Annotated in this window: 10 protein-coding genes; 8 read left to right on the top strand and 2 right to left on the bottom strand. The window is 37.2% G+C overall.

What is annotated here, in order from left to right:
- Nucleotides 1-32: 32 nt before the first annotated feature.
- From HXT20_RS03855 to HXT20_RS03825, 7 genes are all read left to right on the top strand, one after another.
- The gene (locus HXT20_RS03855; protein WP_004117747.1) at nt 33-488 is read left to right on the top strand and encodes a tripartite tricarboxylate transporter TctB family protein; all 456 of its coding nucleotides are present in this window, start codon (nt 33-35) and stop codon (nt 486-488) included.
- A gap of 449 nt (nt 489-937) precedes the next feature.
- The gene (locus tag HXT20_RS03850; RefSeq protein WP_004113585.1) at nt 938-2,308 is read left to right on the top strand and encodes an ABC transporter permease; all 1,371 of its coding nucleotides are present in this window, start codon (nt 938-940) and stop codon (nt 2,306-2,308) included.
- Nucleotides 2,309-2,332: 24 nt separating this feature from the next.
- Entirely contained in the window at nt 2,333-3,697 is a 1,365-nt protein-coding gene (locus tag HXT20_RS03845; RefSeq protein ID WP_101891969.1) for an ABC transporter permease, read from the top strand.
- Between the two features lie 158 nt (nt 3,698-3,855).
- Nucleotides 3,856-4,494 (top strand): ABC transporter ATP-binding protein, encoded by a 639-nt coding sequence (locus HXT20_RS03840; protein WP_004117754.1) that lies wholly within the window; start codon nt 3,856-3,858, stop codon nt 4,492-4,494.
- A gap of 150 nt (nt 4,495-4,644) precedes the next feature.
- Nucleotides 4,645-5,109 carry a 5-(carboxyamino)imidazole ribonucleotide mutase gene (gene purE, locus HXT20_RS03835; protein WP_217430555.1) on the top strand — a complete coding sequence of 155 codons (465 nt, stop codon included), beginning with the start codon at nt 4,645-4,647 and terminating at the stop codon, nt 5,107-5,109.
- The gene (gene purK, locus HXT20_RS03830; protein WP_422114249.1) at nt 5,093-6,265 is read left to right on the top strand and encodes a 5-(carboxyamino)imidazole ribonucleotide synthase; all 1,173 of its coding nucleotides are present in this window, start codon (nt 5,093-5,095) and stop codon (nt 6,263-6,265) included. The genes purE and purK overlap by 17 nt, the downstream gene beginning before the upstream one ends.
- A 92-nt stretch (nt 6,266-6,357) precedes the next feature.
- On the top strand, nt 6,358-6,762 hold the full coding sequence (locus tag HXT20_RS03825; protein WP_004113597.1) for a Fur family transcriptional regulator: 405 nt from the start codon (nt 6,358-6,360) through the stop codon (nt 6,760-6,762).
- Between the two features lie 84 nt (nt 6,763-6,846).
- On the opposite strand, the gene HXT20_RS03820 is transcribed toward HXT20_RS03825, so the two are convergent.
- Both HXT20_RS03820 and HXT20_RS03815 read right to left on the bottom strand, forming a co-directional pair.
- Nucleotides 6,847-9,555 (bottom strand): bifunctional lysylphosphatidylglycerol flippase/synthetase MprF, encoded by a 2,709-nt coding sequence (locus HXT20_RS03820; protein ID WP_009994291.1) that lies wholly within the window; start codon nt 9,553-9,555, stop codon nt 6,847-6,849.
- A 3-nt stretch (nt 9,556-9,558) separates the two neighbouring features.
- Nucleotides 9,559-10,935, bottom strand: a complete 1,377-nt coding sequence (locus HXT20_RS03815) for an alpha/beta hydrolase-fold protein (protein WP_004113599.1) — start codon at nt 10,933-10,935, stop codon at nt 9,559-9,561.
- Between the two features lie 267 nt (nt 10,936-11,202).
- Between HXT20_RS03815 and HXT20_RS03810 the strand changes: the two genes are divergently transcribed.
- Nucleotides 11,203-13,236 carry an LTA synthase family protein gene (locus HXT20_RS03810; protein ID WP_415682280.1) on the top strand — a complete coding sequence of 678 codons (2,034 nt, stop codon included), beginning with the start codon at nt 11,203-11,205 and terminating at the stop codon, nt 13,234-13,236.
- The last annotated feature ends 16 nt before the right edge of the window (nt 13,237-13,252 follow it).

Here is a 13,252-nt window from a genome sequence, read left to right as displayed (position 1 = left end):
GTGTGAAAATTCAATGCAGAAAGGAATCAATCATGGCAAACCGCAAAGAGCGTAGAGCAAAAGCCAGGCAGAGTCGTAGGGGAATCCCGTCTCAATACGATCAAACGAATGGCCGCGGTCGCGGTGGAATGATTGACGAATACAATCTGCAAGAACATTCAAGAAGGCTCCAAGAAAACGGCGTTGACGGTTGGAAGCCATCTTCTAGCGTTACAGAACAAGAGGAACAGTTAACTCGTAATATTAAGCGAGCTAAGGCTGGAGATGATACTTGGAATACTGTTCGCAAAGTTATTGGCGTGTGTTCTTGGGCTGTTCTCTTGCTTTCTGCATTCGCGTTCTTGGTAATTATGTGGCTGCCAAGTCAGCCAATGGTGCTTGTTATAACTGTTGCAGTGTTGTTTGCTTTGGGCGTGTTTGGGCTGTTCTTTAGCTTTAGCAACTCTAAGCAAAATCCGCGACTCGATCAGCACGGTACCGCGCTTTAGTTAGATTTGGGTCGATTTAGGTTTGTTTATAAATAAAAATAATTAAGGCGGGCGCTTTGGTAATACAATGTGCGCGCCTTGTTTGTTTTACACGCTTTTATCTATGCAAATCTTGCAAAATGATCATGCAAATTCTAGTTAAATCATGCAAAATAAATTTTTTTGACTAGTAAGTTTTAATTAGTAAAACTTATAGTTTGTTTGCGTAATTTTCTTCTATAATCATTCGACAACTAAAAATATTTAAAATGATTATAACAATATTGCGCATATTTTTTAGATTAAATCAGTAATTTTCATAAAATTTTCTAAGATATTTAAAGAAAATCAACAGTTCTTTCTTAGCTTTTTATAAGGGTAAATCATATAAGCTACGAGATTGTACTTATTGTACCTATTTTGTAACAGACAATTTCATAATGACAAGTGTTCAATGAGGAAGGTAGTCGATGACATTTATTTCTCGCGCAATACGCTACGTTTTGAGAAAAAGAGTGAAATCAGCAATAGTGTTTGTAATATTAGCATTAATTTCAACGCTTCTGCTGGCATCTTCTGCAGTTGCGATTGCTGCAGAAAAAGAAGGCAAAAAGGTAGAAGAACAGGCAGAATCTAGTTTTGTTTTAGCAAATAATCCGCAAGTAAATCCTGGAACTCCTAGGGGAGCAGGAACTGTTAAGCCAAGTGATGTTAAAAAAATCGCGTCACTAAAAAACGTTGATTCTTATGTTTTGCGTCAAAATGTTACTGCTGATTTAGTTGACGCAAAAGCAGCCAGAATAAAAGGTGTTCAAGACTACGATGCTCGTAGAGAAAAGCAATTTGGAAACGCTGTAAACCTAGAGGGAACAAACTCTTCTAAGGGCTTAAATGCGTTTAAAACAAAATCAATCCACATGGTTAAAGGAAGAGCTTTGCAAGAATCAGATGAGCATGCTTCCTTAATTCACGAAGATTTAGCAAAATTAAATGGCTTAAAATTAGGCGATTCATTAACGCTTAAAGCAAACCCGTTTGACGCTGATAATCTTAACCATTCTACGGAGCAAGTAAAAACACGCATAGTTGGAATTTATGGCGGAGCTAACAATCGCCCAGTTGCAACGCGCGCGGAATTAACTGCAAACACTGTGTATACAGATTTAAAAACAACTAGAGAACTTTACAAATATAAGCCTGGAAAAGAAATATACCAGGACGCAAGTTTTAAGGTTAAAAAAGGAGCGGACGCAGATTCTGTGATTGAAGAAGCGTCTAAGCTGCCGATTGATTTGCAAAACTATCAGATTACTCGAGATGATCAATTCGTACAAGGCATGATTGGAGCAGCAAAAGGCGTAAAATCCATGATGAACATAACAGTTATTGCAGTAAGCGCGTTTGCTGTAATTGCTTTAGGATTAGTGCTTATTCTTTGGATTAATGAGCGTAGAAGAGAAATTGGTGTTCTAACTTCAATTGGTGTTGGAAAGGCGTCACTTGTATTGCAGCAGATTTCTGAGCTTGTGATACTTGCTATTCCAGCTATTGCAATAGGTTACGGTTTTGCGAGCGCAATATCTCCTTGGATTAGTGATTGCGCATTAGGCTCAGTAAAAAATTCTGCCGCGCAGCAGCTTAGTTCGATGGGTCAAGCTGGAGGAAATCTAGAATCGAGCATGGCAACGAGAACATTAGATAAGATTGCTGTTCAAGTTAACACAGAATGTTTAATTCAATCGTCATTAATTGTTCTGATGGTTATTGTTGTGGCAGTTGCGTTGTCTTATCTTCCTATTTTGCGAAAGTCTCCTAGAGATTTGCTTGGCATGCAAAAGTAGTTGGCTGCAAAAGTAGGTGGTAAAATGACTCAAATTATAAAAAGAGCTTGGCTAGCTATAGTTAGAAAACCAAGACGAAATGCTATTTTAGCGTTGATTATTGCTGTTGTTCTTAGTGCGCTTATTTGCCAATCGAGTGTTATTGCTTCTGTAAAAAATCTAGAGAATCAATTAACTTCCAATATTGGCTTAGGCTTTAGCGTTTATGCAAAAACTAGAGGAGAGACTTTACCAGAGTCTGATTCTGCTGGCGATTCAGCCAGTGACTCCGCCAGCGATTCCTCTAATCAATCGCAGCAAGATATTCCTCAAGATTTGCAAAAAAACGAAGGAATTCCAGAAAATCTTATTGCAAAATTTAAAAAGATTAGTGGAATAAAAACCATTGCAGAAGAAAAAGATGTTTTAGCAAATCCTGTTAACGCTAAAATTGTATCGCAAATAAATGGTCCGCGTTTAGACAATGATGAGATGTTTTCGCTTGTTTCAATAACGGGAACAACTAGATCACAGTTATCACAAGGGTTTCAAGAAGGATTATATAAGCTTGAGGAAGGTAATCATATTGATTCTTCGGCACCTGGCGACTTTAAGCGCGCAAAATCTGCAATAATTCACAAGTCTTTTGCTAAGCAAAATAATCTTAAACTCGGCTCTGTTTTAAAGCTAAAACAAGGCAGCAAAAGCATTAATCTTAAGGTTGTTGGTATTTTTTCTGGCAAGATGCAAACAAAAGGTGCGTTGCCGTCAGACTCTTCCGAAAATCGCGTAATAACTGATTTAGAATCCGCTCTTTACCTGTCTGGAAGTAAAAATCGCAGTTCTATAAAGTGCGTTATGCAAAATTCAAATAATCTAACTAAAGCTTTAGAAGAAGCTAATAAAATCGCTAAAAACGATGGCGATGGCATGCTTTCTGTAGAAAACAATGCGCAAAGATTTGCCTCTGTTCTTCAATCTGTAAAAACAGTTAAGCAACTAGTAACAATGATTTTAATGTGTCTTGCATTAGTCGGAATTATAGTGCTTGGTTTAGTTCTTGTTTTTTGGGTTCGAGGAAGGATTCACGAAGTTGGAGTTCTAATGGCAATTGGTATGAACAAGTCTGTAATAGCTTTGCAAATGATTATAGAAGTTTTTATAATAACAGCCTTCTGTTCAGTTGCATCAATTCTAATTGGGTCTGCAATATCTTCAAGTGTAGGATCAATGCTATTGGCTAATGTCTCAAATAGTACAATTTCTGACTTAAGCATTTCTTGGATTCCAAATAAACAAACATTTTTTGCTATTCTTATAGGATTTGCTATAGCGTTTGTATCTCTATGCATTGCTCTTGCGCCAATAATGTTTAAAAAGCCTCGCTTTGTATTGAATTCAATGAGCTGAGGTGATTTTCTTAGATAATTAATATGAATCAATTAGAAGATTGGATTTAACTGGATTTTATTAAGAATAAGATTCGGATTCTGATAGAAAATTAAAAATTTACAAGTATTAAATATTAAGTATGAAATATTAAATTTAGAAAATATTGGAGTTTTATTATGACTACTTTATTAAAACTTAACAACGTTGATTATTCTTATGGTGCAACTAATATTCCTGTTCTTAGAAACGTTAATGCGGATTTTGAATCAGGGAAAATATACAGTATTACAGGTCAATCTGGAGCTGGAAAATCCACTATGCTATCTCTTCTAGCAGGATTAGATACTCCAACAAAAGGAACAGTATTGTTTGATGGACAAGATATTTCCAAGAATGGTGGATATTCTAATCATCGCAAGAATCATGTGTCTTTAGTTTTTCAGAATTTCAATCTAATCGACTACTTGACTCCTGTAGAAAACTTGCGTCTTGTTAATTCAAATGCTGATTCCAAGATTCTTAAAGAACTGGGACTTAGTGAAGACGAATCAACTAGAAATATAACAAAGCTTTCTGGCGGGCAGCAGCAGCGAGTGGCTATTGCGCGAGCGCTTGTATCTTCTGCTCCTGTTATTCTTGCCGATGAGCCAACAGGTAGCTTGGATCCAAATACAACACAAGAAGTTATATCAATCTTAAAAGACGCAGCTCATAAACACGGAAAATGTGTAATTGTTGTAACACATTCGAGCGATGTGGCGGCTGCTGCAGACATAAAATATGTTCTCAAAAACAAACAGTTAACAAAAAAATAATATAAAAGACTAATTATCAACGATTTTTCCGTGCTTCTGCGTAAAGTAAAACCTGTGCGTAACCTTTGCGCAGAAGTTGCGTATCAGTGCATACACGGGGAGGTTGTTGTGGCTGAAGTGTCAGATTCTAAGCCTATTGTGGCAGTTGTTATGGGGTCTTCAAGTGATTGGGAAACCATGCGTCATGCCTGCGAAATCCTAGAAAGATTCAGAGTGCCGTATATGAAAAAAGTTATTTCTGCACATCGCACTCCAGAACTTATGGCAGATTTTGCTCACAGTGCTAGAAAAAATGGTTTTCGCGTAATTATTGCTGGCGCTGGTGGAGCGGCACACTTACCAGGTATGATTGCTGCTCAAACAACTCTTCCAGTTGTTGGTGTTCCTGTAAAATCCCATGCTCTTTCGGGCTGGGATTCTTTGCTTTCTATAGTGCAAATGCCTGGTGGTATTCCTGTTGCTACAACAGCTGTGGGCAACTCGGGAGCTACAAATGCTGGTTTGCTTGCAGTAAGCATGTTGAGCACAACAGATAATCGTCTTGCAGACGAACTTGAAGATTACCGTCAAGAATTAAAAGAGAAGGTTGAGGAATCTAATGCCGAGCTTATCTGAAGTCACTAATGGTGCTGTAGAGCGTTTGATGCCAGGAGCCACTATTGGAATTATTGGCGGCGGTCAATTGGGACGCATGATGGCTATTGCAGCTAGACATATGGGATTCCGCATAGGAGTTTTAGATCCAACGCTTGATTGCCCAGTATTTCAGGTTGCAGATTTGCAGGTTGAGGCAAATTATGATGATCCTGAAGGCTTGCGCGAGCTTGCTGAACGTTGTGATGTTCTTACATACGAGTTTGAAAATGTTAACGCAGATGCGTTAGATAAGGTTCGTCATTTAACAGCTATTCCTCAGGGCACAGATTTATTGCGTGTTACACAAGATCGTGTTTGTGAAAAAGAGTTTATTAATAAACATGGCATTGAAACAGCTAAATGGCGTGAAGTCAATAATCTTGACGATTTAGACGCAGCAATCGAAGAAATTGGTTTGCCTGCTATTCTTAAGACTCGTCGTGGTGGCTATGATGGTCATGGTCAGGATGTTCTTCGCACTGAAGAAGATGTTGCTAATATTCACCACCGTTCCGATAGGGGAGGAAAATTCCCTCCGTCTATTCTTGAAGGTTTCGTTGACTTTGCTTTTGAAGCTTCAATTCTTGTTTCCGGCAATGGTAATGATTTTGTGACTTATCCTCTTGTAAAAAACGTTCATCACAATAGCATTCTTCATATGACTCTCGCACCTGTAGCGGTGGATTCTATAGTAGAAGAGACCGCACACGATTTAGCGCTTCAACTGGCTAAAGGTTTTGAGCTTGCTGGCACGCTTGGCATTGAGTTATTTATTACTAAAGATAATCGTGTAGTAGTAAACGAGCTTGCTCCTCGCCCTCACAATTCTGGGCATTACACGATTGAAGCTTGCGATATGGATCAGTTTGAAGCACATATTCGCGGTATTGTTGGATGGCCTTTAAAAAAGCCTAAGCTGCTTTCTCCTGCAGTGATGGTTAATGTTCTTGGTCAACATGTTGCTCCTACTCGTTCTCTTATATTAGAGCATCCAGAATGGCATGTTCATGACTATGGAAAGGCTGAGGTTCGTAAAAATCGCAAAATGGGTCATATTACTGTTTTGTGTGATGACACAGTTAAAGAAGCTGCAGAATTAGATGCTACTGGCTGTTGGGATGACGAGCTTGATTAAAAGATTTAGTATTAGTCTTAAAATTTAAATAGTTATAGTTTGTTGGACTAGTATTAGATTTTTTAATAGTTTGAAAGGTAAAAGGTTAAATAATGGTTGGTGAGCCAGTACGCAGAAACACTAAGCAAAAAGAAACTGTTCTTGAACATTTAAGAGCTTCGCGTAATTTTGTTTCTGCACAGAATCTGCATCGCCTGCTTGTGGAAGATGGTGAAATCATTGGTTTAGCCACAGTGTATCGTCAGCTTAATATGCTTGCACAAAGTGGCGATGTTGATACTGTTCGTTTTAATGGACAGCAACTATTTCGCATTTGCGATGAGAATACTCATCATCACCATCTTGTGTGTGAAAAGTGTGGTAAAACCGTGGATATAGAGCCTCCTGATGATGAGGGTTGGATTCACAAGATCGCCGAATCTCATGGGTATACGGTTATAGATCACACTTTGGAAGTGTTTGGATTATGCCCAGACTGTAATCAGAGTGTAGATTGATTGCAAACTCATTAATCAATCTAATTAATTACAGTTAAAAATCAGCCTAGATTTAGAATTTAGGCTGATTTTTCATTACATGAACTATTTTTTAAGAGTTTTTAGCATTTCTAAAATCTGCTTAGGATTAGTCTCTGGCAAATAAGAGCTTGTAACAGCTAACGATATTTGTGCTAGTTTTGCAGAATCCAAATAGCATATGTATACAGGTCTATTAGTAGGCTGGAACTTCTTTTTAAAGAAATAAAGCGACTTAAATCCGTATGCTGGCTCCAAAATATCGGACATCATTTCAAGCGTATGAACAATAATATCATTTGATTCATGATGATTTGAAGATTGAGAATCTCCATGAATTGTAGGCTTTTGGCTTGCCTGGATATCTTTACTAGAATCCTCATTGCTTAATGTAGAATTTTCACAAATATCTGTTATTCCAGCAAGAGGAGCTGCAGAAAGACTCATAAACTCCACAGCAGATTCTGGATTTTCAAGACCTTCGTCTCTTAACCGTTCCGCCATTCTAGCAATAAGCAACTCCATAATTCCATTAGGGCTATCCGTGCGATGTCTCATAAAATCAAGAGTCCACCCGATTACGCGATTATTGTCATAAGTCGGCATCCAACTTGTAACCCCAAGAACGCGATTGTTCTCGTCAATCGCATACAAAATCTTTACTCTAGGATCATGCAATTCTTCCAAACCGCCAAGAGTAAACTTCATTTCTGGAAGGGCTTTAAGTTCCGCCCATTCTTCCGAAATCTCAATAATTTGTTGCTGAACTTCCCAAGGAGCATCGTTGTAAGTGCTAAGAACATCTGTTATTCCATCACGTTTTGCCTTGTTTATGGCAGTGCGAATATCCTGCCACTTTTTACCCCTAGTTTGCCACTCTTTAGGGTAGACTAGCATATCGCTTCCAACTTTTATAGAAGAAAAACCAATAGATTCCAAGGCTTTTCGTTCTTCATCGTGAACAGCGTAGAATGCTGGAGACCATGAATTTTGTTCGCAAAGTTGAATAAACGCTTTCAAATCTTGTTTATATTCTGTTTTATCTCCAAAAGGACCAGTTAGAGTTAAAGCAACTCCATATTTTAGTCTGTATGCTATTGCAGAATGTTCAGTGGCGGAGAACCAATAGTGGTTATCATGCCATGTTGTCATAAAACTCATGGTGTCTCCACCAAGTTGAACTAACTCGCTTGCTTTTTTGCGGTCTTCTTCATTAATTGTTATTTTGTTTCTAAACCACACCATGCAAACAGCAAAAAGAACAAGCCAGAATAGAACTCCAACACCTTGAGTTATTGCTGAAGACAAAGGAGTTATAGGTGTAAGCATGGCATTGGACCTTAATCCAAAGCCCATAGGCATCCAACGCCCTGGAAGATCACGTAGTAAATGATGCAAGTCTGCTACAGGCTTAAATTCATTTGGTGCAATCAACCCGAAGCAAACATATCCTATTCCAGTAGAAAATAGTGCAAAAACAATTGCAACTAATCCAACTCTGCGCTCAAGCTTATCACTATGATTTGGAAAATGCTTTATGCTTATAAACAGTAGAATTGCTATTAATAAAGGAGGCAAAGCTGTAAGCATAAAGGCTATAGAAGTAGCATTATTCTTGTGGAAAATCATAGTTTGTTTAGTTGCAATCAAAGGCAAAATAGCAAAATACATTGTTGCATATACTGCTGTAATTCCGTTGATTGTTATAGCAGCATAAGCTGCAAGTCTTCTTCCGCGTAAAAGTCCCCAAGATATAATCATTAAAGTGACAATAGGCAAAAGAATACGAATCCAAAGACCTCCTATTGTTGCGTGTTGTAATCCTGAATGAAGCAGGCAACTGCTTGAACTATAGTTTGATATACATCTTGCTAGCCACGGTTTCGTACCCATTTGCGGAGACATGAATAAACCTAATGTAGTTAGTATTCCAGCATGAGATCTAGAAGATAGTGCAAGAACTGGTCCTAAAGCCATAACAAGTTGAGTTATGGCAAATAGACGTCTAATCTCGTAGTCTGTTCCTTCCCACCAGTTCGCGCTTTTCACAGTATTTGTATTAGCATTGCTATTTTTGTTCATCAGATTGCCAATAATATGGCCACAAATTGCTGCAAAAATTGTGCAATAATCCCCAGGATTTCCACTATAAAGAAGCATTGCAGACGTGATTGCATATCCCAAAACAAACATTCGTCTACGCCACAATATTGATTCGCATGTTGCTGCAGCCATAAAAGCTCCAACAAAAAGTGTAAAAGGAGAAAGTCTAATTGGTATTCTAGTAATCCAACGCATGTTTCTAATAATCATTGAAAGATTACCGATTAAAGTAAGCCCGAGTATTGTTCCAATAAGAGTGCTTGTTACGGAAACAAAAAGCAAACGCATTTTACCGATACGTGTTTCGGCTAATCCTATTAAAACAAGTGAAAGTATTGCATTTACTATTAGAGATGAGAAACTATTTACAAAAAATAGCGAGTGGAATAGTTTAATCAGAAGCTGTGTAATATTTCTATGCCCAAACAAAAAAGTAGAGCTTATTTTCGGTTTATGATACGAGAAGAATTGTGAAAGAGTTGCATTGGTGCCATAAGTATAGATGTGCATTACGGTACTGAAAACCCAGTGAATAAGGTTAATAACCAAGAAAACTAGAGTTATTTTCGCTGCTAGCACGCGCTGCGATAGCCACATGCGCACATCGTTGGTAAGAACGCTTAAATGATGTTTTGCTGTAGACTCGTGATTTTTTGATAAAAAGTTTGGCATGATTTATCGCCTCACCTTCTGATTGATAACCACTTGAATATTATTATAAGAGTTTAAATCTGGATAATTGCTTGTTATTCCAGAATCTTTACAAAGATGGTCGATTACAACTTTTAACCCATTTTGAACGGTATGCCAATCGTGTCCAGATCCTTTAGAAATCATGGTTATAACGCTTATTCCAGACTTATGAGCCGCTATAGCAATATTAGACTGATTTACTTGCGATTTAGGATCCCAAGCTCCAGCTATAGAGTAATAATTTTGTTTTAAAGGAGCATTTTTTCTCATTATGTTTGCTGGAATATGCTTTTCGTATTTTTTGCGATCTCCATCAAAATAACGTTTTATTGTTTCATCGCGATTCTTGTATGTTGGCTCTAGTTCTCCGCCTGCAGAATACATGTTTCCAAATAGTTTAGGATAAGCTGGCACAATCTGAGTTGCGCAAGTTCCTCCTTGAGAAAATCCTCCCATTAGCCAAAGTGCTGGATTGTTGCTGGCTGGTAGATTTTTATGAATCCAATTAACAACATCTTTTGTCAAATAAGTTTGTGCTTTTCCATAAACCTTTGTATCCGCGCAAAGAGAATTGTGTGTTGCAGTACCGTTTTGATCTGGTGACACAACAATCGGAGCTAAACCATTATGATCCTTAGCATAAGCGTCTAAGGTGTTTACAATTTCGCTCGCAGCAAATAGCCTATTAGGGCTTCCTGGTTGACCAGAAAGAAGAACCATTACAGGCAGTTTTGGAGCGTATTTTGTTAAAGCTGCTGGTGGTAAGTAGACGTTTGCGGTGCGGGCACGGAAGTTAGATGTTGTTGCGGGAATTTTAACGGATCTACTTATTCCTTTGGATGGTATTTTGGGTAGCTTGTTTTGTGCTGCAAGTGAATTCCAATCAGCGATTTCCATAACCCCATTATGTTTATTATGCTCTTCAAGCTTCGGATAATTACCTAATCCGAATACTGATCCAATAGTTGTGTATTCGCCATAAATCATGTTTACGCGAATCATTGTGGCTAAAATAAACAAAATAATTGAAAATATTGCAAAAGCTCTTCTATATCCTTTAGATATTATAGCCGCGCTTAAAGCAAATCCTACAGCCGCAAATCCTCCTGCAATAGAAAAAATCACAAGCCATCCTAGGCTTACTCCGAATACAAGAAAAACGTCTGAAATAAGCCAAGTTATAAATCCAAATATAAGTGCGAATAATGATGCAGAACCTAATTGTGTTAAAAGAGATGGAAGATACTTTATTTTTTTAGATTTTGTTATTAAAAGGACAGCTAAGCATAATCCAGATATTGTGAATATACTTATAGGTAGTATGCCGTTCATTAGGTTAATTGTGGCAATAAACTTCATTCTTACTGTTCCTTAAAACCTCACTAGATTAGATCTATCAAAAAATACAGCCGTTGATAATATAATTCGTAATCCTTAAAATTTTCTATATTATGTCATCAATTATAATGATAAAAGATACAGAGTTTATTGCAATACGTCAAAAGTATGAATATACACAATTGTTTACTACAAGTTATGTTTATTTATGACGATGGCGATAATTAAAATGTATTTGTAACATAGATGCGTAAATGAGTTATGTATTAGTCATGTAATTAGAAGGGTGTGAAATTGCCATTAAGCAATTTTCTTACTATTTTTAAGCGTTTTAAGCTTGCGATTCCGCGATGGTTGTATGCGGTTCTGTTCGTTTTATTTGATGCAATAATGGTTATGATTGTGCAGCTTTCTGTTCAAAGGTCTGGACGAGTGGAAATGACTTCCTCGCTTTCGGCAAGCGCATGGAACATAATTTCAAAAATGTGGATTAGCTTAAATTTTGTATTCGTTTTGAATCTGCTTATAGTTGCTCTAATTTACGGAATTCTGTTGATGGTAGTAAATCGTTTTTGGATTACTACACTTATTCTGATTACATTATCTGTAATAATTTCTGTAATCGAGTATATGAAGGTTAATGTTAGATACGAGACAATTCTTCCAGCGGACTTGAACTTTTTAAAGAGTAATACGGGGAATATCGCATCTTTTCTGCCAGATAATGCTATAGCTGTGATTGTCTGCTCCATTATTGCTGTACTTGTAGCTGTTATTGCTGCTATTTTTATGCATTTTGTAGATGTAAATCGCGGAAAAATCGTGTTTACTAAGGATTTTCGCATTTCTATTGTAATTAGAGTTGTTACATGCTTAGTGTGTTTTTTGAGTCTTGGATGGTATGTTTCTGGGGTTGGAACAGTTGGTTCTAGTGCTAACGGTTTTGCTAAGTTTATGGGCGATGCTCCTGCGATGTGGGATTCTGTTTATGATTCGCAAAGAAACGGTGCTTTAGTTGCTTTCTTAAGACAAGTGAATCCAAAAGTTATGGATAAACCAGCGGATTACAATGAATCCACTATGAAAGCTCTTCTAAAAAAATATGATACTGAAGCTAAGAAAATCAATGTTTCTCGCAAAAGCAAAATTTCAGACAATACTGTGGTTTATGTACTTTCGGAATCTTTCTCAAACCCAATGAGGGTTCCAGGATTGCAACTGAATAAGAATCCAATGCCATTTATAAGCTCTTTGAAAGAGAAAACAGATAGTGGTTTAATGCTTTCTTCTGGTTATGGTGGGGGAACAGCGAATCTCGAATATATGTCTCTTACGGGATTGAGCATGGTGAACTTCAATTCATCTCTTACAAGCCCGTATCAGCAGCTTGTTCCAAATTCTTCTTGGACTCCTACAATCAACAGATATTGGGGTAGTGAAGGAAATTCTGTAGCTTTTCATCCATATGAGCCAAGCATGTATTCTAGATCAATAAACTACAAGAAGTTCGGTTTTAGTAAGTTTTATGCTCTTGAAGGTCCTAATATTATTTCTCATAAAAAAATGTTGGATAAATCTCCTTATGTTTCAGATTCTTCAGCTTACGATAGCGCATTTGAGTCAATTTCTGCTAGTAAAAAGCCGCAGTTTGTGCAAGTAGTCACAATGCAAAATCATATGCCTTATAGAAATTGGTATAAGAATAATGATTTTGTTGCAAAAGCAAAAGATGGTTCACCTAATTTAGGACAATCGGAAACATCATCAATTGAAACATATGCTAAGGGTGTTAATTACACGGATCATGCTACGCAAAAGTTCTTAGAGAATCTTGATTCAATTGACAAGCCTGTTACTGTTGTGTTTTACGGCGATCATCTTCCTGGTGTATACAGTACGGCTAGTGCAGATCAAAATAATTCTCTAGATCTGCATTTAACTGACTACTTTATTTGGTCAAATAGAAAAGCTATTGAGACAAATAAGATTAAAAATATTCATAAAAATACTTATTCGTCTCCAAACTTCTTCATATCTCAAGTAGCATCTCATACTAATTCAAAGGTTTCGCCCTATATAGCTTTCCTTACTAGATTACACGATAAGGTTAGTGCTATGGAGCCTCCTGTAGTCAATAAGATTCAAGGTTGGGATAGGATTCCAGAAGGACAATCCATCTATCTGAATAATCATGGTAAGCCAATGATTGCTAATAGTATGAATAAAGAAACTAAGCAATTATTGCATGATTATCGCTTGATTCAGTACGACATTACAGCTGGGAAACATTATCTTAAAAACACAAACTTTCTTGGTTTTTAAGATAATCAGATAGTCG

Origin of the sequence: Gardnerella sp. DNF00109 (genome assembly GCF_049262845.1) — a bacterium.
GTDB classification, from domain to species: Bacteria; Actinomycetota; Actinomycetes; order Actinomycetales; family Bifidobacteriaceae; genus Bifidobacterium; species Bifidobacterium vaginale.
Note: the sequence above shows the minus strand (reverse complement) of the source record. Positions and strands in the feature narration are given on the sequence as shown.